Origin of the sequence: Streptomyces sp. NPDC090119 (assembly GCF_044747085.1) — a bacterium.
GTDB lineage: Bacteria > Actinomycetota > Actinomycetes > Streptomycetales > Streptomycetaceae > Streptomyces.
The window spans coordinates 356,728-378,197 of the sequence record NZ_JBIVDK010000007.1 but is presented as its reverse complement, the minus strand read 5'-3'; the positions used below and the strand labels follow the sequence as shown (position 1 = coordinate 378,197).

Here is a 21,470-nt window from a genome sequence, read left to right as displayed (position 1 = left end):
GTCCCCTCTCCGCCGTGTTCGGCCGACCCGGCCTGGGGCTTCCTCGCCGTTTTCGCAGGTGAGGGGGGTGGTCGCTCTTGTCGTACGTGTGTTCGGTAGTGGGGGTATGGTGGGAAGGGAACGGGTGTTCGATTGAGCTGGGAGGTGCTGGAGTGGCGTTCGCTCATCTGCGGGTCGTCTCCGGGTTCTCCCTGCGCTACGGGGCCTCGCATCCGGAGCGGCTGGCCGGGCGTGCCTCCGAGCGGGGCATGGATGTGCTGGCCCTTACCGATCGGGACACCCTTGCCGGGGCTGTTCGGTTCGCCAAGGCTTGTGCGGGGAGTGGGGTGCGGCCGGTCTTCGGGGTTGATCTCGGGGTTGGTCTTGCGGGTGAGGGTGGCTCTGGTGGGGTGCGGCGGCCCGCTCCGGTGCGTGGAGGTGCCTTCGTCGACGAGTCGGCTCCTCGGGTGACCTTTCTGGCCCGGGACGGTGCTCTGGGGTGGGCCGAGCTCTGCCGGATGGTCACCGCTGCTCATGCGGGGGGCGGCGGTCCCCTGCTGCCCTGGGGGGAGCTTCGAGGGGAAGGGGTGGTCGTGCTGCTCGGGCCCGACTCCGATGTGGGGCGGGCTCTTGCCGCGGGGCGTGGGGATCGGGCTGCCCGGTTGCTGGGGCCCTGGCGGGAGGTTTTCGGGGATGCCTTGCGGGTTGAGGTTGTGTGGCATGGGGTCGGGGGGACCGGGACGGGGTCCTTGCGGCTTGCCGCTCGGAGTCTTGGGTTCGCCGTGGAGCAGGGGGTGCGGCCCGTTCTCAGCAACGCTGTGCGGTACGCCGATTCCGGGCAGGGGCGGGTCGCCGATGTACTGGATGCCGCTCGGCGGCTTGTGCCCATCGATCCCCGGAAGGGGCTCGACTCCGGTGAGGCGTGGCTCAAGGGGCCTGAGGAAATGCTCGGGGTCGCCGAGCGGGTGGTGGAGGCTGCCGGGTACCGGCGGGGGGTCGCGGTGCGGTTGGTCGCCGAGACTCTTTCTGTCGCCGGGGAGTGTGTTGTCGATCCTGAGGATGATCTGGGGATCGGGAGTGTGCGGTTTCCTGAGGGGCGGCTCGTGGGGGCCGGGCGACGGGGGGCTCAGCGGGCGCTTGCTTCCCGGGCTGTGGCGGGGATGGTGCGTCTTGGGTATTCCGGGCGGCGGGAGTACTGGGAGCGGATGCATGAGGAGTTGGAGATTGTCGGCTATCACGGGTACGCGTCTTATTTTTTGACCGTTGCCCAGGTTGTCGATGATGTAAAGGGGATGGGGATTCGGGTTGCCGCGCGGGGGTCGGGTGCCGGGTCTCTGGTGAATCATCTGCTGGGGATCGCTCATGCCGATCCGGTGGCTCATGGGTTGCTCATGGAGAGGTTCTTGTCGCGGGAGCGGGTCGCTCTTCCTGATATCGATGTGGATGTGGAGTCTGCTCGGCGTATCGAGGTTTATCGGGCCATCATCGGGCGGTTCGGTGGGGAGCGGGTCGCTACCGTTGCCATGCCGGAGACCTATCGGGTGCGGCATGCCATTCGGGATGTGGGGGCCGCTCTGTCGATGGACCCGGCTGAGATTGATCGGCTGGCTAAAGCTTTTCCGCATGTTCGGGCTCGGGATGCCCGTGTCGCGCTTGCCGAGTTGCCCGAGTTGAAGGGGCTCGCGGGGGAGCAGGAGCGGTACGGGGTGTTGTGGGAGCTGGTGGAGGCGCTGGATGCGTTGCCTCGTGGGGTCGCCATGCATCCTTGTGGGGTTCTGCTGTCCGACTCCTCGCTGCTTCGGCGTACTCCGGTGATGCCGACCAGTGGGGAGGGGCTGCCCATGTCGCAGTTCGACAAGGAGGACGTGGAGGAGCTCGGGCTGCTGAAGCTGGATGTGCTCGGGGTGCGGATGCAGTCGGCCATGGCGCATGCCGTCGCCGAGGTGGAGCGGGCTTCCGGGGAGCGGGTCGATCTGGATGCCTTGCCGGAGGGGGATGCCGATACCTATCGGCTCATTCGGTCCACCGAGACGCTCGGGTGTTTTCAGATCGAGTCGCCCGGCCAGCGGGATCTGGTAGGGAGGCTGCAGCCTGATTGTTTCGGGGATCTGGTTGTTGATATCTCGTTGTTCCGGCCCGGTCCGGTCGCCGCTGACATGGTGCGGCCTTTCATCGAGGCTCGGCATGGGCGGGCGCCTGTGCGGTATCCGCATCCGGATCTTGAGCTGGCGTTGCGGGATACCTATGGTGTGGTGGTTTTTCATGAGCAGGTCATTGATATTTTGGCGGTCATGACCGGGTGTGGGCGGGGAGAGGCCGATGCCGTGCGGCGGCTGCTCTCCGATTCCGAGGCTCAGGGGCGGGTGCGGGTGTGGTTCGCTCAGCGGGCCGAGGAGAAGGGGTACGACGCCGAGACCATTCGGCGGACCTGGGAGATCGTGGAGGCTTTCGGGTCCTATGGGTTCTGCAAGGCGCATGCTGTTGCTTTTGCTGTGCCCACTTATCAGTCTGCGTGGCTCAAGGCGCATTACCCGGCTGCTTTTTATGCCGGGCTGCTCACGCATGATCCTGGTATGTATCCCAAGCGGTTGCTCCTGGCGGATGCGCGGCGGCTCGGGGTGCCGGTGCTGCCGTTGGACGTGAATGTGTCGGGCGTCGATCATCGAATCGAACTGGTGTCTGGTTCGGGGGTGTGGGGAGTGCGGCTCGCCCTCGCCGATGTGCACGGAATCAGTGCGGCGGAGGCCGCCCGGATCGCCGAGGGGCAGCCGTACGCGTCCCTGCTGGACTTCTGGGAGCGAGCGCGGCCGGGGCGGCCGCTGGCGCAACGGCTGGCCCAGGTCGGGGCGCTGGACGCCTTCGGCGCCAACCGGCGTGATCTTCAGTTGCACCTGGCCGAGCTGCACCGGGGGGCTCGGGGTGGGCGTGGGGATCAGCTTGCGCTGGGAGGCGGGCGGCGGACCGCTGCCGCCGGGCTGCCCGACCTGTCGGACGCCGAGCGGCTCAGTGCCGAGCTGGGTGTGCTGTCCATGGATGTCTCCCGTCATCTGATGGACGACCATCAGGGCTTTCTGGAGGAGTTGGGCGTGGTGTCGGCGCGGCGGCTGCGGGAGGCCCGGCACGGGGAGACCGTGCTGGTCGCGGGGGCCAAGGCGGCCACCCAGACGCCGCCCATCCGGTCCGGCAGGCGGGTCATCTTCAGCACGCTGGACGACGGCACCGGGCTGGTCGACCTCGCCTTCTTCGACGACTCGCACGACGCGTGCGCCCACACCGTCTTCCACTCGTGGCTGCTGCTGGTGCGGGGAGTGGTGCAGCGGCGGGGGCCGCGCAGTCTGAGCGTGGTCGGGTCGGTCGCCTGGAACCTCGCCGAACTCGCCGAACTCCGGGCCGAGGGCGGGCTGGAGAAGGTGGCGGCGCGGCTGGCGGAGCCTGTTCCGGAGGGGGAGGGCGGGGCGGACGGGGTGGGGCGGCGGATTCGGATGTCCACCGGGTTCCAGATGCATCCCTGGGCCGATCTGCGGCCCGCCGGTCAGGAGGTGTCCGAGCAGGCGCCGTCCGCCATGCGGAAGTTGTGGCATCAGAGTCCGGGGAGTGCGGGATGACCATCCTCTGTGTGCGTTTCCGTCGGCCGGGCGAGGGCGACGGCGAGCTGGAGCTGTCTCAACTGCTCGGACTGCTGGAGGAGTTCAGCCCGGTGGTGGAGGGGCTGCCGCCCGACGGGGCGCTGGTCGACCTGCGGGGGGCCGAGCGGTACTTCGGGCGGGGGCCGGTCGAGCTGGCCGCGCTGATCCGGGTACGGGCGCTCGCCCGGTACGGGGTCGACTGCGTGGTGGGGGCCGGGCCGGGGCCGATGCTGGCCCGGATGGCGCTGCGGGACGCCCGGCCGGGAAGGGTGTGCGCCGTTCCCGAGGGTCCCGGTGCCGTCGCCGAGTTCCTCGCCGGGCTGCCCGTGGTCGCGTTGCCCGGTGTCGGCGCGGCGACCGCCCGGACCCTGTGCGAGTACGGGCTGGACACCCTCGGGCGGGTCGCCGTCGCGCCGCCCGCCACGCTTCAGCGGCTGGTCGGGGCCAAGGTCGCCCGTGACGTGCGGGAGCGGGCGGGCGGGGTCGACCGGGGGCGGGTCGTGCCGAACGCCGTCTCCCGGTCGGTGGCCGCCGAACGGTCCTTCGGCGTGGACGAGCTGGACCCCGGCCGGCATCGGCGGGCGCTGCTGGCCGATGCCGAGGAACTGGGTTCGCGGCTGCGGGAGATGGAGCACGTCTGCCGTTCCCTGACGCTCACCGTGCGCTACGCCGACCGCTCCACCACGGTGCGTGGGCGCACCCTCGCCGAGCCGACCGCGCACTCGGCCGACCTCACCCGGGCGGCGTACGGCATGTACGAGGCGCTCGGGCTCCAGCGGGCGCGGGTGCGGGCGCTCGCCCTGCGGGCCGAGGGGCTGACCCCGGCCGGGGAGGCCGCGCATCAGCTCACCTTCGACCCCGTGGACGAGAAGGTCCGCCGGATCGAGGAGGTCGCCGACCTGGCGCGCGCCAAGTTCGGGCCCCGCGCGGTGATGCCCGGGACGCTCGCGGCCTGAGTTACGCGAGTTGCGGGAGTTTCTGGTGGGATTGGACGGCAAGGTGACGGTTCCTCAGTGTGCGGGGGCTTCTGAGGGCTGATGGAACTTTTTACCGACGCGTAACTTCACAGTTGCACTACTCGTCCGTAACTTGACGAGTGAACAGCATCCCGTGATCCGGATCACAGGGTTAGGCCGTGCACCTTCTCCCTTGAGCCGCAAGGAGATCACACGATGCTGCCCTGGAAGCGAGCGCTCAGACCGCTCGCCGCGCTGGTCCTGGCCGCCGCGCTCGCCACCGTTCCCGCCGCCACCGCCCACGCCGCTCCCAGCAGTGGCTGGAACGACTACTCCTGCAAGCCCTCCGCCACCCACCCGCGTCCCGTCGTCCTCGTCCACGGCACGCTCGGCAACTCCGTCACCAACTGGGTGTCGCTCGCTCCGTACCTCAAGGAGCGCGGCTACTGCGTCTTCTCCCTCGACTACGGGCAGCTCCCCGGCGTCCCCGTCTTCTACGGCCTCGGCCCCATCGACAAGTCGGCCGAGCAGCTCTCCGCCTTCGTCGACAAGGTGCTCACCGCCACCGGAGCCACCAAGGCCGACCTCGTCGGCCACTCCCAGGGCGGCATGATGCCCCGGTACTACCTGAAGTTCCTCGGCGGGTCCGCCAAGGTCAACGCGCTCGTCGGCATCGCCCCCAGCAACCACGGCACCGACCTGAACGGACTCACCAACCTGCTGCCGTACTTCCCCGGCGCCGAGAACCTGATCAAGGCCAGTACGCCCGCCCTCGCCGACCAGATCACCGACTCGGCCTTCCTGACCAAGCTCAACGCGGGCGGCGACACCGTCCCCGGAGTCCACTACACCGTCATCGCCACCAAGTACGACGAGGTCGTCACCCCCTGGCGCACCCAGTACCTGACCGGCTCCGACGTCCGCAACGTCCTCCTCCAGGACCTGTGCCCGCTCGACCTGTCCGAACACGTCGCGATCGGCATCTTCGACCGCATCGCCTACCACGAGGTGGCCAACGCGCTCGACCCGTCCCACGCCACGACCACGTCCTGCGCGTCCGCCTTCAGCTGACGTGGCTCGGGGCCCTGCCCGGCCTGAGCCGCCCGGCAGGGCCCCGCGTTCGAGGGGTGTCTCAGCGCGAGTTACGGCCCGTCGCGCGCTGGCGCACCGAGAGGAACAGCGCGGCTGAACCGAGGGCCAGGGCGGCGGCGCCGCCGATGGCCGCGTAGGAGGTGCCGGTGGGGGTGCCCGTCTCGGCCAGGGGCACCGAAGTGCCTGCTGGCTGAGGGGTGTTGGGGGCAGTACTCACCGGTTCCGCCGAGGTGCTCGGGTCGTCGTCGCCGTGGCCGTGGTGCTCCACCGTGGAGCGGTCGGCACCGGCCGCGATCTGCCGCTCCGAGGGGGCGGAGACGGTGGGCGTCGGAGTGGGGGCGGCGGAGGCGGGGGCTGGGGCCGACTTCACCGTGGTGGCCGTGGCTTCCTTGGTTCCGCCGAAGTCGACGTCCGAGCAGGAGTAGAACGCCTCCGGGCTGTCCGAGCGCTGCCACACCGCGTACAGCAGCTGCCTGCCCGTACGGTCGGGGAGCGTGCCGGAGAACGTGTAGAAACCATCCGTGGCGACCGGGTCCGTGGACTTCGCCACCGGGTGCGCCAGGTCCAGGTCGGACCAGGCCAGGGGCTTCGCCGGGTCGTGGCCGGGCTTGGTCGCGTAGACCTCGAAGGTGCCCTTGTGCGGGGCGGTCACCCGGTACTTGAAGGTGTACGGGCCGCTGTGCACCGCGGTCGCGGGCCAGTCGGCGCGGGCCAGGTCGAGGCCCTTGAACTCGTCGTTCCCGGCGCTGCACAGCTTGCCGTCGGGGATCAGCTCCTGGTGACGGCCGCCCGCGTCACCGATCCGGATACCGTTCCAGTCGTACAGCGCCTGGGTGCCGCCCGCCGCCACCGCCGCCTGGCAGGCCGCCGACTTCGGGGACTCCGGGCCCTCCGCGAAACACTGCGCCACCCGGCTGACCGGGTCACCCATCGAACCGCGCGCGGAGGCGGGGGCGGCGGCCAGCACGGTCAGGGTCAGCGGCGCCAGGCCGAGCGCGGCCGCGGTGGCGGCGGCCCGCAGCCGGGGCATGCGCCGCCCGCGCGGGGTCGAGGGCGTGGCGAAGGGCATCGGAACTCCTCGGAACGGTACGGCCGGCCGACTGCCGGAAGGGGGCTGGTCCCGTGGGGGGACGGTCAGAAACTAGCCCCGTACGGCGGCGGATTCGCCTGCTCCGAGCCCCATGAGGCGATCTTTATGGTCGGCTTAAGGCCGTGCTCAGACTGGGCTCAGGTCGCTACCGTGCCCGGTATGGACGATCACCCCGAAGCCCCGGTCCGCGCCGCCACGGCCGCCGACGTGCCCGCCGTGCGCGCGGTCACCGACGCCGCCTACCGCCCCTACATCGCGCGCATCGGTGTGGTGCCCCAGCCCATGGAGGCGGACCACATGGCCGACATCGAAGCGGGGTGTGTCTTCGTCACGGAGGAGCCCGGCGCCGGACTCGGGATCGCCGGACTCGGGATCGCCGGGCTCGTGGTCGTCCGCGCCCACCCCGGCCATCTCCTCCTCGACAGCATCGCCGTCCACCCCGACGCCCACGGCCGGGGCGTCGGCCGCCGGCTGCTGCGCTTCGTCGAGGCGCGCGCCCGTGCGCTGGGCCTCCCCGAGATCCGGCTCTACACCAACGCCCTGATGTGGGAGAACCAGCGGATCTACCCCCGCTACGGCTACGAACTGGTGGACCGTCGCGTCGACGGGCCCTACGACCGCCTCCACTATCGCAAGCCGCTGAACCGCTGACGGAACCTCATTGTCCGTGCCGGATGGCACGCTTGCGGTATGAGCGACGCGAGTGAGTGGACCGCCGGAACGGACGTGGACTGGGACGCCCAGGCCCCCGTCTTCGACGACGAACCGGATCACGGACTGCGCGCGCCCGAGATACGGGCCGCGTGGGCCGAGAGACTCCGGGGATGGCTGCCCGGACAGCCCTCGGACGTGCTCGACCTCGGGTGCGGCACCGGGAGTCTCGCGCTGCTCGCCGCCGAGCAGGGGCACCGGGTGACGGGCGTCGACGCCTCCCCGGCCATGGTCGAACGGGCCCGCGCCAAGCTCGCCGGGCGGGACGCGCGCGTACTGCGCGGGGACGCGGCCGTCCCACCGGTGGTGGCACAGGGTTACGACGTGATCCTCGTCCGGCATGTGCTGTGGACGCTGCCCGATCCCGCCGAGGTGCTGCGGCACTGGCGCACCCTGCTGCGCCCCGGCGGACGGTTCGTGCTGGTCGAGGGCGTCTGGGGGACCGTCACCCGGGCCGGAGTGCCCGTCGACCGGCTCACCGGAATGCTGGCACCCCTCGCCGGGCGGATACGCGTGGAGCCGCTGTCCGACGACCCGCTGCTGTGGGGCAAGTCCGTCAGCGACGAGCGGTACGCGGTGGTGGCCGAGGTGTGAGGCTCAGAGCAGGGCTGTCAGGCCGTCCGCGTGGGCCAGGTTCTCCAGTTCGTCCAGCGCGGACCGGGCGGCGGCCGCCGCCTCCGGGTCGCGTTCCGGCAGGCCGCTCGCGGTGAACTCGTCCTCGTCCAGCCGGAGTACGGTCCTGCCGTCGCCGGAGACCCACAGGTCCAGGTCGAGGTCCTCCACGACGAGTTCGGTGCCGGACCGGACGGCGGGGCGGGTGATGTCGCAGTACCAGCCCTTCAGGGTGCCGTCCTGTGTGCGGACCTCCTTCACCGCGTACCAGCGGTCCCGCCAGTAGTGCTCGGTGAACACGTCGCCGGGCTCGAAGCGGACGAAGCCGAAGTCCCGCACGCCCTCGCCCGCCCAGGGGGCGCGTACGGAGACACGCGTGCCGTCGTCCGTCAGCATGGCGGCCGGGTAACGGATCTTGGTGCGGCCCGCTTTGACGAGGACGATCTCCAACTGTCCCGAGGAATCAGCCGAGTTCGCGGACATGGCGTACCTCCGTGGCGCAGAACTCGTAGCCGAGCCACTTGTTGATGGCGATCATCGGGCCGTTGCCCGCGTCGTTCCCGGTGAACGCCTCGGTGCACCCGGCCGCGCGGGCCCGGTACAGCGAATGCAGCTTGGCGAGCTTGGCCAGGCCCCGGCCCCGGTAGGCACGGGAGGTTCCGGTCATCGCGGTGAAGTAGCGGGTGCCGCCGTCGGTGTAGGCCACGCTGAAGGCGACCGGGCGGCCGTCGGTGACCGCGACCATCGTCAGGTCCAGGTCGAGCAGCGGATGCTTCCAGGTCTCCTCCAGCCACGCCTCATAGTCCGAGTAGGCCAGCGTGACCTCGCCGGGCTCGTCGCCCACGGCCTCGGCGTCCAACTCGAACAGCGGACGCGGGTCCGCCGCGAAGTCGGCGGCCGTGCGCAGCTCCACGCCGGGCGGGGTGTCCGGCAGCGGCGGGAGGACGACGTTCGCCAGGTCGAGACGGAGGAAGCGGGCCGGGCGGCCGGGCCGGTAGCCGTGCCGTTCGGCGAACCGCACGCTCGCGGGCTCGTCCAGCACCCAGGAGTACAGCCGGGTGGCGCCCAGCGAGCCGAGATACTCCTCGGCGGCGGCCACCAGCAGCCGCCCCGCACCCCGGCCGGTCCGGTCCGGGCGGACATGGACATTGAGATACGCCTGCCCCGGCTCCGTGCTGTCGTGCGCCAGCGCCACCTGCGCCGTGCCGATCACCTCGCCGTCCTCCTCCGCGACCAGCGAGCGGAACCTCGCGTCCGGGTGGCTCCGGGTGAGCACATGGCGCACCGATGCGGGGGTGAACAGGATGTAGGGCAGCGCCAGCCGTCGCACCTCGGTGAAACCCTCGGTGTCGGCCGGTACGTCGGGACGCAGATCGCGCACGAGTACGGTCATGTGCACGCACCGTACGGGCGGCCTCGCCGGAGTGCCTCTCATTTTCCGCCCGGTGCGGGAGAATCAGCCTGTGAGCCTGAAGATCCACATCGATGACAGCGCGCCGCCGTACGAGCAGGTCCGGGCGCAGATCTCCGAGCAGGCGCGGTCGGGCGCCCTCCCGACCGGGTACCGGCTGCCCACCGTACGCGGACTCGCGGAGTCCCTCGGCCTCGCCGTGAACACCGTCGCCAAGGCGTACCGGGCCCTGGAGACGGACGGCGTGATCGAGACCAGGGGGCGCAACGGCACCTTCGTGGCCGCCGCCGGTCCCGCCGCCACCCGCGAGGCGAGCACGGCCGCGCAGGCGTACGCCGACCGGGCCCGGCGCCTCGGCCTCGACCACGACGAGGCGCTGGCCACCGTCCGCGACGCGCTGCGCGCCGCCTACGGCACCGACTGAGCGACCGCGCTCACCGCCGCGCCCACGGCTCCGGCGTCCGCGTCACCTCCAGCCCGGCCCGCCGCGCCAGGCCCGCGAACTCCGCCGCGTCCTTCACCGCCGCGCCCCGGGGATCGTTGTTGAAGTAGGCGTACACGTCCTGCCCGTCCGGCCAGGTGGTGGCGACGCGCTCCACCCAGGACTCCAGCGCCTGGATGCCGTAGCGCGGCCACGGCTTGGCGCGGCCCCGGTGGAAGCGGACGTAACCCCAGTCGGCGGTGCGCCACAGCGGACCGGCCGGGCGGCCCAGCTGGTCCGCCCAGCACAGGGCCGCCTTCCGGGCCTGGAGCACCTCGCGGGTCTCCGGCGTCCACCAGGAGTCGTGGCGCGGTTCGACCGCGACCCGCGTACCCGCCGGGAAGCAGGCCAGGCACGCGTCCAGCAGCGGCGGGTCCGCGCGCAGGGTCGGTGGGAGCTGGAGCAGCACCGGGCCCAGGTCGGCGCCCAGCCCCTCGGCGTGGCTCATCAGCCGGTGCACCGGCTCCTCGGGGTCCCGCAGCCGCTTGATGTGGGTCAGATAGCGGCTCGCCTTCACCGCCACCACGAAGCCCTCGGGCAGCCGCTCCCGCCACGCCTCGAAGTTCTCGCGGGACGGCAGCCGGTAGAACGCGTTGTTCAGCTCCACCGTGGCGAACCGCTTCGCGTACTCCTCCAGCCACAGCCGCACCGGCACGCCCGCCGGGTAGAACACGCCCCGCCAGCTCTTGTACTGCCACCCCGACGTACCGACGAACAGGGTCATACCCCCCATGAAAACATCCGGGGGCGGGCCCGACACGTGCTACAGGTACAGCCCCGCGTCCGCCCCGTCCCGCGCCCCCGGCACCGAGGTCGGTGCCGTGCCCCTGCGCAGCGCGTACAGCTCGGCCAGCGTCGAGCCGTCCCGGCCCAGCTCGCTCTCGTGCTCCGCGGCCTGGTCACCGAGCCAGGTCACCGCCTCCGGGCGGGTCAGCGGACCCACCTCGATCCGGGCCAGACAGCGGCCGGGCCGGACCACGGCCGGGTGCAGCCGCTCCAGGTCCTCGTTGGTGGTGACCCCCACCAGGACGTTGCGGCCCTGGCCGAGCAGCCCGTCGGTCAGGTTCAGCAGCCGGGACAGCGCCTGGCCCGCGGTGTGCCGGGCCTCGCCGCGGATCAGCTCGTCGCAGTCCTCCAGCAGGAGCAGCCGCCAGCGGGCCTTGCCCGTGCCGTCCTCCTCGCCGATGGCGATGTCCATCAGATAGCCCACGTCGGAGAAGAGCCGCTCCGGGTCCAGTACGCAGTCCACCTGGCACCACTCGCGCCAGGACCGGGCCAGCGTGCGCAGCGCGGAGGTCTTGCCGGTGCCCGGCGGGCCGTGCAGCAGCAGGAGGCGGCCCGCGATGTCCTCCGGTGTCGTCTTCATCAGGCGGTCCATCGCCTGCGCCACCGGCGCCGTGTAGTTGGCCCGCACCTCCTCCCAGGTGCCCGCCGCGATCTGCCGGGTGGTGCGGTGCGGGCCGCGCCGGGGCGAGACGTACCAGAACCCCATCGTGACGTCGTCCGGCTGCGGCGCGGGCTCGTCGGCCGCGCCCTCGGTGGCCCGGCCCAGGACGTCCTTGGCCAGCTCGGCGGTGGTCGCGGTCACCGTGACGTCCGCGCCCCGGTTCCAGCGGGAGACCAGCAGGGTCCAGCCGTCACCCTCCGCGAGGGTCGCGCTGCGGTCCTCGTCCCGGGCCACCCGCAGCACCCGGGCGCCGTCGGGCAGCAGGGTCGCCTCGGAGCGGACCCGGTCGATGTTGGCCGCGTGCGCGAACGGCTGCTCACCCGTGGCGAAGCGGCCCAGGAACAGCGCGTCGACGACGTCGGAGGGCGAGTCGGAGTCGTCGACGTTCAGCCGGATCGGCAGCGCGTCGTGCGGGTTCCGCGGGTTCTGGGACATGCCGACATGATCGGGCACCGGCGTACCGCGCGCACGGCAATTCCGCCGCTTGTCCCCAGGTGTTCCCAACTCGCGCCCGACGCCGGGATTCCGCCGTTACTGTGAAGCCGATGGGACGTCATCGGTGGTACACGGGGGCACAGAGGTGGCGGCTCACCGCCCTGCTCGGCGTGGCCGTGACCGCGCTGGCCCTGCTGGTGACCCTGCTGAACACGCTCCCCGGCCGCGGCGCCGACATAAGCGGCACCTCCCGTGACGGCGACAAGGTGCACGGCACGCCCGCCGCCCCGGCCGGACCCGTCCGCCCCTCGGTGGGCTGGGGGTTCACCCACACCCAGTACAGCGCCGACCAGGGCGGCGGCAGCGACCGGGTGGCGCGGCTGCTCAAGGGCGACGGCGGGCTGCCGCAGGACCAGGCCCTCATGGGCTGGGGCGCCGACAACCCCGAACCGGTCAAGGGCCACTACGACTTCGGCGCCCTGGACCGCCGCATCGACTTCATCCGGGCCTCCGGCGGCACCCCCGTCCTCACCCTGTGCTGCGCCCCGGACTGGATGAAGGGCGGCCGGTCCGGCGTCGGCACCACCGACTGGAGCCAGGACTCGCTGGAGCGGGCCCCCGACCCGGCGCACTACCAGGACTTCGCCGACCTCGCCGCCACCGTCGCCCGCCGCTACCCCGACGTACGGCACTTCGTGGTCTGGAACGAGTTCAAGGGGTTCTGGAACGAGGCGAAGGGCCGCTGGGACCACGAGGGCTACACCAAGCTGTACAACCTGGTCCGCGCGGCCCTGAAGAAGGCCGACCCGGACAACCTCGTCGGCGGCCCCTACCTGCCCATGGACAGCGTCGACCCCCGCGCCGACCACGCCTCCGCCCGGGTCCGCGGCCCCTGGGGCGCCATGGACCAGCGGGTACTGGACGCGTTCGACTACTGGAACGCCCACAAGACCGGCGCCGACTTCGTCGTGGTCGACGGCTCCAGCTACACCAACGACGACGAGCTGCTGCCCGACGCGTTCGCCGCCACCGCCAAGTTCACCGCCGTCGGCGACTGGGTGCGCGAACGCACGCACGACCTCCCGCTGTGGTGGGCCGAGTACTACGTGGAACCCGCCGACTCCCAGGACCGCCGCGAGGGCTGGTCCGAGGAGCGCCGGATCGCCGTGCACGCCACCGGGCTGATCTCCATGGCCGAGGGCGGCGCCGAATCCGGCTTCTACTGGAATCCGGAGAAGAAGAGCGGCTCCGCGTGCCCCGGCTGCCTGTGGACCCCGACCGGTGACACCGACGGCGGCCGCACGCTGCCCATGTACGACCTCGTCTCCCGCTTCGGCCAGGCGTTCCCGCCCGGCACCCGGTACGAGAAGGTCTCCACCGTGCCCGGCCTCCGTGTGCTGGCGAGCCGGGACACCGTCCTGGTGGTGAACACACTGGACCGCCAGGTCAGCGCCCGCGTCGACGGCAGGCAACTCGAGATGCGCGGCTACGAGGTGAGGTGGCTCGACCGCTGAGCCACCTCACCCGCCTCAGCTCATCGTCAGGAACCGCTGCACCAGCGAGGCCAGCACCACCGCCAGCAACGGCAGCGCGAACCAGAACCCGCCCTGCACCCGGCGCAGCCCGCCCACGCTCGGCCGGGCCGCCACCCGCACCACCTCCCGCGCGGCCAGCAACAGGATCAGCACGGCGGCGGCCAGCCCACCCACCACCGACCACGGCGTCCAGGTGACCTGCGGCCCGATCGGACCCGGGTCCGGCTCCGGCACCGGCGCCGCCTGGCTCCCGCGCAACGCGTACACGGTCGCGTCCTCGTTCACCAGGACCTTGGACAGCTCCGCCCGACCGTCCAGCGTGCGGGTCAGCCGGGACTCCCAGGCCGCCGGATAGCCCGCGTCCAGCTCCAGATAGCGGACCTGGCTCTCGTTGACGATCAGATACGAGTTCGGGCCCGCGTCCTTGAGCGCCTTGACCAGCCCGGACACCAGCACCGGGTCGGTCGGCGCGAGCGTCGGCACATAGCTCACCCGCTCCATGTCCCGCGCACCCCACGCCAGCGCCGGAGTCACGTCGTTGACCGTGTCGGTGGTCAGCCACAGCAGCCGTACCGTCGGCTTGTCATGGGCGTACACCCAGTCCATCGCCGCGACCTCGCCGGGCCGGGTCCGCTCGAACGGCTCGTTGCCCCAGCGGGCCACCAGGAAACCGCCGATCAGCAGCAGCCCCGCCAGCAGCGCGGCCAGGCTCGCCCGGCCCCTTCGCTGTTCCTTCGCACCGGTACGCGGGAACAGCGCGAGCGCCCCCAGCAGGGCCGCGCCCGGCAGCGCGAACATGAAGACACGCAGCGCCATCTCACCGCCGTACGACTGCATGCCGAAGCCGAGGAACGGCACGAACGCCAGGACCGGCAGGGAGCGTTCGCGGTAGCCGTGCCCGCGCCGCCGCCACCAACCCCAGCAGGCCAGCGCCAGCACCGAACCGGCCAGCAGTACCCGGGTGTACAGCACCAGCTTGTGGGTCGAACTCCCGCCCGCGATACGGCCGGAGACCGAGGTCGAGACATTGCCGCCGACCCCGCCGAGGCCGCCGAACAGCTCGTCGAAGTGCCCCGACCAGTACGGCTCCGCCATGAAACCGACCCACACCGCCACCACCACCGCGAACAGCAGCGGCAGACCGCGCAGTTCGCACCGGCCGAGCAGCACCAGGGCCGCGAGCACCCCGAGCATCACGAACGGGGTGAGCTGGTGGGCCGGGACACAGGCCAGGAACAGGCCGATCAACACCAGCAGCAACACGACCCGTTGGCGCCGGTCGGTGGGCTCCACCTCGGCCTCACCGGGCCGGAACCGGGACCAGATCATGTGCGGGGCCCGGAACCACACCAACAGGACCGCCACGAACACCAGATACAGCAGATAGGTGAAGCCCTGCGGGGAGAAGTAGTCCTGCCCGACCCAGCCGCTCAACGCGAACAGCCACACCCCGGTCCACCGGGCCCGCCAGCTCGCCCGCAAGGACCGGGTCAGCAAGAACATCGGCGCCAGGTAAGCGAGTTGGATGGCGGTCGGCCACCAGCGGATCACCTCGGTGAGGTCCGACACCCCGCACGCCTTCGCGGCGAACGCGAGCACCGCGAAGAAGCCCGGCCAGCTCCAGCGGGCGTCCAGATCGGGCACGGTCGACCCGGTGCGGTCGATGTAGTCGAGGAAGCCCAGGTGCTGCCACGCCGTGGGGAACCGGGGCGCGCTCTCGATCACGGCGGGCAGCGCGTGCAGCGACACCACCGTCGCCACCAGGGTGAGCAGCAGCAGCGCCCGGTGCTCCCGGCGCAGCCAGAGCAGCGCGGCGAACACCGTGACCAGCAGCCCGGCGCCGACCAGCGTCGGCAGGGGCAGCACCGAGACCAGGCCGAGGCCGCCCATACCGTCCAGCGCGGCGTCGGTCAGGCGCAGCGCGGGCACCCAGTACAACACCAGCGCCGCGATCAGCAGGCAGCCGAGGAGCACACCGGTCCGCGTCGGCGCCAGGGAGCGGCGGCGCGGGGGAGTGTCCTCCGGGACGGGCTCCCGCTCCCTCAACCCCTCTTCCGGCGCGACCACTTCGACGGGCGCGTCCACCGACTCCACTTTCCCTGCCTCCTCTTCCGTGTCCGCCGCCCAGGAGGGCGCCCGCCACGTGCTCCCGGCCGGGGACGCCTCACCGGGGCCCAGGTCGGCCAGATCACCGTCCGGGGACGCGGTCACGGGGCCGGGCCGGATGACACGCCACAGCCGCGGCGATGCGATCGCCACGATCACCGCCAGGCTGGAGATCTCCGCGACCCCCGCGCCGGTCAGCCCCATCCGGGGCAGGAGCAGCAGCGTCAGACCCAGCACCAGCGCGCACAACAGCCCCTGCAACCAGGCCAGTCCGGCGGTCCGGCTCTGCGCCCGGAGCACCGCGAAGTAGGTCTCCATCACCACCCGCAGTACCGCGCCGACCGCGAACCAGCGCAGCAGCGGGGTCGCCGCGTCCGCGTACCCGGCGCCGAACACGCCGAGAATCCACGGGGCGCCGACGAAGAGGATGCTCGCGACCGGCAGCATGATCCGGGCCATCCGCTTCAGCGCCGCCCGGGTGTTCGCAGCCAGCCGCGCCGGGTCGTGCGAGCCCTCCACCGTGAGCGAGGCGCCCATGTTGATGGCGAGCAGGTTGGTGGTGCCGCCGATGGTGGTGGTGATGTAGAAGTACGCGTTGTCCTCGGCGCTGACCTGCGACGCGATGATCACCGGGACGAGGTAGACCACCCCGAGCGAGAACAGCGAGCCGGTGTAGTCGCCGGCCAGGAACCGGCCGATCTCCCGCAGCGTCGGCGGATGCGCCCGCCCCTCGGTCGCCGCCGTGTGCCGAGGCACCAGCCGCCGGAACACCAGCCAGCCCAGCGGGATCACCGAGGTGGCGATGGCCGCGACCCAGGACACGAAGACCCCGGCGGCCGGGATCGCCACCGCGAACGCCACCAGCAGCCCCAGCTTCACCGCCGAGAACACGGTGTTGCCCACCGGCACCCACGGCGCACTGCGCAGCCCGGTCAGTACCCCGTCCTGGAGCGTGAGCACGTTCCAGGCGACGACCGCCGCGACGAACCCGAGCCCGCCCACCGGCCCGTGCAGGAACCGGTACGACGGCCCCCACACGTCCAGCGTCAGCAGGAACACCCCCGCCGCCACCGCCACCACCAGCGAACTTCCGGCGTACGTGCGGAAGATGAGCCGGGCGGTGGCGCGTCCCGCGACCGGGATGAAACGGGCCAGCGCTCCGGTCAGCGTCACCGCGGTCAGCCCCGCGAGGAACTTCATCGCGGCGATGGCGGCCGAGCCCTGCCCGACCGCCGACTCCGAGTAGTAGCGTGCCGCCGCCAGCCAGAAGCCGAGACCGAGGACGGCGGAGATGCCGGTGTTCAGCATCAGCGCGTAGGCGTTGCGGAACAGCGGGTTGCCGCCGAACGCCCGCCCCAGCACGGGCAGTCGCGGGCGGCGCCCCGGCGCGGCGACGGCCGGGGCGGCCTCTTGGGCGGTGGTCGTGTCAGACACAGGAGCGAATGGCCTTCCGGCAGACCTGGCGTGCTCTTCGCACGAGTGCGTATCCCTTGGTCAGCGCCCGATCCCTGGCGAAGTCCCGTGCGACGGACCGGCCTTGGAGCAGCCGCTCGAAGTCGTCCACCCCCGTGGCCCGCCGCACGGTGACCCGTCTGAGCGCGTACGGGCCCTGCCCGCGCCGGGCCAGCGCGTTGCCGACCGCCAGCGCCTGGGTGTACCCCGCCGCCCGCACGGCCGCACGGACCCGGCGACTGGAGTAACCGTAGGGGTAGGCGAACGACACCGGGCGCGCGCCCAGTTCGTCGGTGAGGATGCCGGTGCTGTGCTCCAGCTCGGCGGCGAGCGCGGCGTCGTCCAGCTGGTCGAGCTGCGGATGGCTGTGGCTGTGGCCGCCGATCTCCACACCGTTGTCAGCGAGTTCGCGTACCTGGGGCCAGTCGAGCATGGCGTCCAGACCGCCCCCGGTGTCGTAGGGGCCCCTGATCCAGCCGGTGGAGGCGAACAGGGTCGCCGGGAAACCGTGCTTGGCGAGCACCGGCAGGGCGTGCCGGTGGACGCCCTCGTAGCCGTCGTCGAAGGTGATCAGCACCGGCCGGGCGGGCAGCGGGCGCCGGTAGCGCCAATGGGCGGCGAGCGTCGCGGTGGTGATCGGGGTCAGGCCCAGGTCGCCGATGAGCGCCATCTGCTCCGCGAACGCCTCCGGTGCGACCGACAGGACACGGGTCGCGTCGTTGGGCGCGGCCGCCACCGCGTGGTACATGAGGATCGGTACGGCCGTCCCGGTCATCCGGCTCCCTCCACCGACGGCTCCACCGAAGTCCCCATCGACGGCACCGCGAACCGGGCCCCGCCGCGCCGGGCGCGCACGCTGCCGACGGCATAGCCACCGGCCGCGGTGAGCACCCCCGCGACGATCGCGCCCGCGCGCCCCGCGCCGCCCGGCCGGGCGAACAGGGCGTCACGCACCCCGCGCGCGATTCCGGCGGGCAACACCCGTGTGGTGTAACGGCGTTCGGACTCCAGCCCCTTCGCCGCACCCACACTCCGCGCCACCAGCGCCTTGGACAGGCCCTCGGCGTAGGTACGGGTGCGGAAGTAGGCGAAGCGTTCGCGGACCTCGGGCACCCGGTGGTGGATCACCGCACGGTCGTCGATGAGGAGGACGGCGTCGGGCCGGGCCCGGCTGAGGCGGATGCACAGCTCCGTCTCCTCGCAGCCCAGCGGGCGCCGGTCGCCGTCCCGGCCGATACCGGTGGCGAACCCGCCCGCCACCTCGAACGCGGCCCGCCGGAAGGAGGCGTTGCCGCCCAGCACGTTGCGCACCCGGACCCGGCCGGGCGGCAGCCCCCGGTACGTGCACCCCACCACCCAGTCGAACTCCTCCGGGAACCAGACCGGCCGCCGCCCCGACGCCCACACGGGCTCGGTCCGGCCGCCGACCGCCAGGACGCGCGGGTCGGCGTACCCCTCGGCGAAGTGGCGCAGCCAGTCCCGCTCGGCCACGGCGTCGTCGTCGAGGAAGGCGATCACCTCGCCCTGCGACGCGGCGACCCCGGTGTTACGGCCCGCGGACAGGCCCCGCGGACCGGCGTTGGCCAACACCCGCACTGGGCCGTCCGGTTCCTTGAACTCGGCGGCCAGCCGGTCCAGCAGGGCGGTGTTGTGGTCCACCACCAGCAGCGTCTCCAGCGCGGGGTGGGACTGGGCGCGCACCGAGTCGACCGCCGCGAGGATGTCCGCCCAGCGGTCCTCGGTATACACGCAGATCACGACGGAAATGGCCGGAGCGGTCAAGACGACGCTCCCCGGCGGGAGTTGGTCAGCGGCGAGCGGCGTTCCCGGCGCAGCGCACGGCGGTTGGAGCGCTCCTGGAGGATGACTCTGAGGACCCGCAGCCCGTCCCGCACGGCACGCAGATTGCTGGTGCCGTGGATACGGAGGTACTCGTGGCTGGGGATCTCCTGCACCTTCAGCCCGGCCTTGACCACTCTGATGTTCATCAGCGTCTCGACCTCGAAGCCGGTGCAGTCCAGGTCGATCTTGTCCAGGCAGTGCCGCCAGAAGGCGTTGTAGCCGTAGCAGAGGTCGGTGTAGCGGGCGCCGAACTTACGGTTCACGACCGTGCACAGCGCCCAGTTGCCCAGCTTGCGGATGAAGGTCATGTCGTCGGTGCCGCCGCCGTTGGCGAACCGGGAGCCCTTGGCGAAGTCGGCGCCGGAGACCAGCGCGGAGACATAGGAGACGATCTCCTCGCCGTCGGCCGAGCCGTCCGCGTCGACCATCACGATGATGTCGCCGGAGGCCGCCTCGAACCCGCTGATCAGGGCGTCCCCCTTGCCCTTGCCGCGCTGCGCGACGACCTTCACGTCCGGCCACAGCGCACGGGCCACCTCCACCGTGTCATCGGTGGAGTCGCCGTCGACCAGGACCACTTCGTGAATCCAGTCCGGCAGCGTCTTGAAGACGTACGGCAGGTTCTCCGCCTCGTTCATGGCGGGGATCACCACGCTCACCGGCGGAGTGATCGCCAGATGCGAGGAGATGGGCCGGTAGTGGGCCGAGAGCAGCGGCTCCTGGTCCGGACCCGGCGTGCGCAGAACAGAACTCATGACTGTGGTCCCTCTCGTCCGGTGGACCGCCCGCCCCCGGGCGGCCCGGCTGTGTGTCCGGTTCGAAAGGGGGGTTCTCGCCCTTGGTCGCGGCACGGCGAACAGCGCTCCGGGCCGGAAAGACGAGCTGGCAAAGCTGACCGGGCCCCCGAGAGTTCGAGGACCTCCGGTCGCGCGGCACGGCCCGGTCACCTGGTGCGGTCACCGAGCACGGCACCCCCCTACCGCGCCTCACCCCGGTACGTCACGGCTCCGAGCCCTCCCCTGAACCGTGGGCGACGGACCGATGTGGGTGAGATGTACGACGGTATTGACGATAGAAGCAGAATCGCAAGACCTGGACGTGGTCTCACGAATCAGTTGGTTTGGCCGTTACGAAACTTTGGCCTGTTTTACTCCCCTCCGGTGTCCGCCCCCGCGAACCCGTCCGCTGCCGTACGCCGTTGGCGACGAGGATCAGCAGGCTGAGGACGGTCACGGCGACGATCCCGCCGGGCACCGACCAGCGATGCACGGTCAACATGGCCTGGGCGACCAGCATGTCGAGCGCGACCGCCCCCGCGAGCGCGGTGATCAGCCGGCCGAACGGGTCCAGCCCGCCAAGCGCCAGGGCGATCGCCAGGGCGGGAGCGGCGAGCAGGAAGAACAGCGCGCACGGTCCGCGCAGCGGTGAGCCGGAGTCCATGAGCGCGAGCAGCGCGCCGCACACGGCGGTGCCGGTCGCGGCTCCGGCGAGCAGCGGTGACAGGTCCCTCCCCGGTCCCGCCCGCTCGCTGCTTTCGCCGTCTGCCTTGCATCTGTTGCCAGTTGAGGACCGCATGGGCCGACTTTGCCCCCCGACGCGCCGGATGCCGGGCTTCAATGTGGCGCAGCCGCTCCGAGGCCGTCAAGACGACCCCTGTCTCTGTAACTCTTCCGGGGGATTATTCCTGAACTCGCCTGTGGCTTGTGCTATGTGGCGAGACGTCAGCGCCATCGGCTGATCATGGTTGAGAACCGAAATAGTTTTGGCATGGACACTTCCCGTCAACGCGCGTAGCTGGTACCAAAGTTGTGGCAGAGATCCTGCTAAAGGGAGGTTCCATGAGACGTACCCGAATTGCGGCATACGTGGCTTCACTCCTCCTCGCCACCGGCTTCACCCTCGCCGGTGCCGGATCGTCGCAGGCCGCCGGCGGCGGCTATGTGGCGCTCGGTGACTCCTACTCCTCCGGGGTCGGGTCAGGCAGCTACATCAGCTCCAGCGGTGACTGCGACCGCAGCACCAAGGCGTACCCCTACCTCTGGAACGCCGCGCACGGCCCGTCCTCCTTCGCCTTCAACGCCTGCTCGGGCGCCCGCACGGACGACGTCCTCGCCAACCAGCTCGGCTCGCTCAACTCAGCCACCGGCCTGGTGTCCATCACCATCGGGGGCAACGACGCGGGCTTCGCCGACGTCATGACCACCTGCGTCATCCAGTCCGACAGCACCTGTCTGTCCCGGATCAACACCGCCCGCGCCTACATCGACTCCACGCTGCCCGGCAAGCTCGACGCCGTGTACAACGCGATCAGCGCCAGGTCCCCCTCCGCCCGTGTGGTCGTCATCGGCTACCCGCGCTTCTACCTCCTCGGCCAGAGCTGCCTCGGTCTCTCCGAGACCAAGCGCTCCGCCATCAACAGCGCCTCCGACTACATGAACAGCGCCATCCAGAAGCGGGCCCAGGCCCACGGCTTCGTCTTCGGCGACGTCCGCACCACCTTCACCGGCCACGAGATCTGCTCCAGCAACTCCTGGCTGCACAGCGTCAACTGGACCAACATCGGCGAGTCGTACCACCCGACCGCGGCCGGACAGTCCGGCGGCTACCTCCCCGTGCTCACCAACGCCGCCTGAACCACCTCGTACCCACACGGTCCACCAGGGTGAGCCCGTCAAAGCGAGCCGCACAGGACTCA

The 21,470-nt window shown here is 71.4% G+C and carries 18 protein-coding genes; 8 read left to right on the top strand and 10 right to left on the bottom strand.

What is annotated here, in order from left to right:
- Positions 1–152: 152 nt before the first annotated feature.
- From ACIPPM_RS28925 to ACIPPM_RS28915, 3 genes are all read left to right on the top strand, one after another.
- Positions 153–3,584 carry a DNA polymerase III subunit alpha gene (locus ACIPPM_RS28925; RefSeq protein WP_401453023.1) on the top strand — a complete coding sequence of 1,144 codons (3,432 nt, stop codon included), beginning with the start codon at positions 153–155 and terminating at the stop codon, positions 3,582–3,584.
- Complete coding sequence (locus ACIPPM_RS28920) at positions 3,581–4,561, top strand: hypothetical protein (protein WP_401453021.1); 981 nt, start codon at positions 3,581–3,583, stop codon at positions 4,559–4,561. Before ACIPPM_RS28925 ends, ACIPPM_RS28920 begins: the two co-directional genes overlap by 4 nt.
- 216 nt (positions 4,562–4,777) lie before the next feature.
- Complete coding sequence (locus tag ACIPPM_RS28915; protein ID WP_401453019.1) at positions 4,778–5,632, top strand: esterase/lipase family protein; 855 nt, start codon at positions 4,778–4,780, stop codon at positions 5,630–5,632.
- A gap of 61 nt (positions 5,633–5,693) precedes the next feature.
- Here the strand turns inward: ACIPPM_RS28915 and ACIPPM_RS28910 are convergent, their stop codons facing one another.
- Positions 5,694–6,683, bottom strand: coding sequence for a lytic polysaccharide monooxygenase (locus ACIPPM_RS28910; RefSeq protein WP_401453132.1), 990 nt, complete (start codon positions 6,681–6,683; stop codon positions 5,694–5,696).
- A gap of 219 nt (positions 6,684–6,902) precedes the next feature.
- On the opposite strand from ACIPPM_RS28910, the gene ACIPPM_RS28905 reads away from it, so the two are divergent.
- Together ACIPPM_RS28905 and ACIPPM_RS28900 are read left to right on the top strand one after the other, a co-directional pair.
- Positions 6,903–7,394, top strand: a complete 492-nt coding sequence (locus ACIPPM_RS28905) for a GNAT family N-acetyltransferase (RefSeq protein ID WP_401453017.1) — start codon at positions 6,903–6,905, stop codon at positions 7,392–7,394.
- 39 nt (positions 7,395–7,433) lie between these two features.
- Positions 7,434–8,048 (top strand): class I SAM-dependent methyltransferase, encoded by a 615-nt coding sequence (locus ACIPPM_RS28900; RefSeq protein ID WP_401453015.1) that lies wholly within the window; start codon positions 7,434–7,436, stop codon positions 8,046–8,048.
- Positions 8,049–8,051: 3 nt separating this feature from the next.
- Here the strand turns inward: ACIPPM_RS28900 and ACIPPM_RS28895 are convergent, their stop codons facing one another.
- On the bottom strand, positions 8,052–8,549 hold the full coding sequence (locus ACIPPM_RS28895; RefSeq protein WP_401453013.1) for a DUF402 domain-containing protein: 498 nt from the start codon (positions 8,547–8,549) through the stop codon (positions 8,052–8,054).
- The gene (locus tag ACIPPM_RS28890; RefSeq protein ID WP_401453011.1) at positions 8,530–9,459 is read right to left on the bottom strand and encodes a GNAT family N-acetyltransferase; all 930 of its coding nucleotides are present in this window, start codon (positions 9,457–9,459) and stop codon (positions 8,530–8,532) included. Before ACIPPM_RS28890 ends, ACIPPM_RS28895 begins: the two co-directional genes overlap by 20 nt.
- Positions 9,460–9,529: 70 nt before the next feature.
- Here ACIPPM_RS28890 and ACIPPM_RS28885 point away from each other — a divergent pair, with 70 nt between their 5' ends.
- The gene (locus ACIPPM_RS28885; protein WP_401453009.1) at positions 9,530–9,901 is read left to right on the top strand and encodes a GntR family transcriptional regulator; all 372 of its coding nucleotides are present in this window, start codon (positions 9,530–9,532) and stop codon (positions 9,899–9,901) included.
- A 10-nt stretch (positions 9,902–9,911) separates the two neighbouring features.
- On the opposite strand, the gene ACIPPM_RS28880 is transcribed toward ACIPPM_RS28885, so the two are convergent.
- Both ACIPPM_RS28880 and ACIPPM_RS28875 read right to left on the bottom strand, forming a co-directional pair.
- Complete coding sequence (locus ACIPPM_RS28880) at positions 9,912–10,682, bottom strand: DUF72 domain-containing protein (protein ID WP_401453007.1); 771 nt, start codon at positions 10,680–10,682, stop codon at positions 9,912–9,914.
- A gap of 39 nt (positions 10,683–10,721) precedes the next feature.
- Positions 10,722–11,840: a DUF5925 domain-containing protein gene (locus tag ACIPPM_RS28875; RefSeq protein WP_401453005.1), complete on the bottom strand. Its 1,119-nt coding sequence runs from the start codon at positions 11,838–11,840 to the stop codon at positions 10,722–10,724.
- A gap of 110 nt (positions 11,841–11,950) precedes the next feature.
- On the opposite strand from ACIPPM_RS28875, the gene ACIPPM_RS28870 reads away from it, so the two are divergent.
- On the top strand, positions 11,951–13,354 hold the full coding sequence (locus tag ACIPPM_RS28870; protein WP_401453003.1) for a xylan 1,4-beta-xylosidase: 1,404 nt from the start codon (positions 11,951–11,953) through the stop codon (positions 13,352–13,354).
- Between the two features lie 15 nt (positions 13,355–13,369).
- Here the strand turns inward: ACIPPM_RS28870 and ACIPPM_RS28865 are convergent, their stop codons facing one another.
- The 5 genes from ACIPPM_RS28865 to ACIPPM_RS28845 all read right to left on the bottom strand — a co-directional run bounded on the left by ACIPPM_RS28865 (position 13,370) and on the right by ACIPPM_RS28845 (position 20,350).
- Positions 13,370–16,915 carry a lipopolysaccharide biosynthesis protein gene (locus ACIPPM_RS28865; protein ID WP_401453001.1) on the bottom strand — a complete coding sequence of 1,182 codons (3,546 nt, stop codon included), beginning with the start codon at positions 16,913–16,915 and terminating at the stop codon, positions 13,370–13,372.
- A complete protein-coding gene (locus ACIPPM_RS28860) occupies positions 16,908–17,708 on the bottom strand; it encodes a polysaccharide deacetylase family protein (RefSeq protein ID WP_401452999.1) in 801 nt (266 codons plus the stop codon). The genes ACIPPM_RS28865 and ACIPPM_RS28860 overlap by 8 nt, the downstream gene beginning before the upstream one ends.
- Complete coding sequence (locus ACIPPM_RS28855; RefSeq protein WP_401452997.1) at positions 17,705–18,715, bottom strand: glycosyltransferase family 2 protein; 1,011 nt, start codon at positions 18,713–18,715, stop codon at positions 17,705–17,707. The genes ACIPPM_RS28860 and ACIPPM_RS28855 overlap by 4 nt, the downstream gene beginning before the upstream one ends.
- Entirely contained in the window at positions 18,712–19,530 is an 819-nt protein-coding gene (locus tag ACIPPM_RS28850) for a glycosyltransferase family 2 protein (protein ID WP_401452995.1), read from the bottom strand. The genes ACIPPM_RS28855 and ACIPPM_RS28850 overlap by 4 nt, the downstream gene beginning before the upstream one ends.
- Before the next feature lie 349 nt (positions 19,531–19,879).
- Entirely contained in the window at positions 19,880–20,350 is a 471-nt protein-coding gene (locus ACIPPM_RS28845) for a hypothetical protein (protein ID WP_401452993.1), read from the bottom strand.
- Positions 20,351–20,613: 263 nt separating this feature from the next.
- On the opposite strand from ACIPPM_RS28845, the gene ACIPPM_RS28840 reads away from it, so the two are divergent.
- Positions 20,614–21,408 carry an SGNH/GDSL hydrolase family protein gene (locus ACIPPM_RS28840; RefSeq protein WP_401452991.1) on the top strand — a complete coding sequence of 265 codons (795 nt, stop codon included), beginning with the start codon at positions 20,614–20,616 and terminating at the stop codon, positions 21,406–21,408.
- Positions 21,409–21,470 lie beyond the last annotated feature (62 nt).

What these genes read in the sequence shown, in the direction of transcription:
- ACIPPM_RS28875 (WP_401453005.1), bottom strand. Translation starts at nt 11,840, where the DNA reads ATGTCCCAGAACCCGCGGAACCCGCACGACGCGCTGCCGATCCGGCTG.
- ACIPPM_RS28840 (WP_401452991.1), top strand. Translation starts at nt 20,614, where the DNA reads ATGAGACGTACCCGAATTGCGGCATACGTGGCTTCACTCCTCCTCGCC.
- ACIPPM_RS28905 (WP_401453017.1), top strand. Translation starts at nt 6,903, where the DNA reads ATGGACGATCACCCCGAAGCCCCGGTCCGCGCCGCCACGGCCGCCGAC.
- ACIPPM_RS28845 (WP_401452993.1), bottom strand. Translation starts at nt 20,350, where the DNA reads ATGCGGTCCTCAACTGGCAACAGATGCAAGGCAGACGGCGAAAGCAGC.
- ACIPPM_RS28850 (WP_401452995.1), bottom strand. Translation starts at nt 19,530, where the DNA reads ATGAGTTCTGTTCTGCGCACGCCGGGTCCGGACCAGGAGCCGCTGCTC.
- ACIPPM_RS28890 (WP_401453011.1), bottom strand. Translation starts at nt 9,459, where the DNA reads ATGACCGTACTCGTGCGCGATCTGCGTCCCGACGTACCGGCCGACACC.
- ACIPPM_RS28870 (WP_401453003.1), top strand. Translation starts at nt 11,951, where the DNA reads ATGGGACGTCATCGGTGGTACACGGGGGCACAGAGGTGGCGGCTCACC.
- ACIPPM_RS28910 (WP_401453132.1), bottom strand. Translation starts at nt 6,683, where the DNA reads ATGCCCCGGCTGCGGGCCGCCGCCACCGCGGCCGCGCTCGGCCTGGCG.
- ACIPPM_RS28895 (WP_401453013.1), bottom strand. Translation starts at nt 8,549, where the DNA reads ATGTCCGCGAACTCGGCTGATTCCTCGGGACAGTTGGAGATCGTCCTC.
- ACIPPM_RS28915 (WP_401453019.1), top strand. Translation starts at nt 4,778, where the DNA reads ATGCTGCCCTGGAAGCGAGCGCTCAGACCGCTCGCCGCGCTGGTCCTG.
- ACIPPM_RS28860 (WP_401452999.1), bottom strand. Translation starts at nt 17,708, where the DNA reads ATGACCGGGACGGCCGTACCGATCCTCATGTACCACGCGGTGGCGGCC.
- ACIPPM_RS28920 (WP_401453021.1), top strand. Translation starts at nt 3,581, where the DNA reads ATGACCATCCTCTGTGTGCGTTTCCGTCGGCCGGGCGAGGGCGACGGC.
- ACIPPM_RS28900 (WP_401453015.1), top strand. Translation starts at nt 7,434, where the DNA reads ATGAGCGACGCGAGTGAGTGGACCGCCGGAACGGACGTGGACTGGGAC.
- ACIPPM_RS28880 (WP_401453007.1), bottom strand. Translation starts at nt 10,682, where the DNA reads ATGACCCTGTTCGTCGGTACGTCGGGGTGGCAGTACAAGAGCTGGCGG.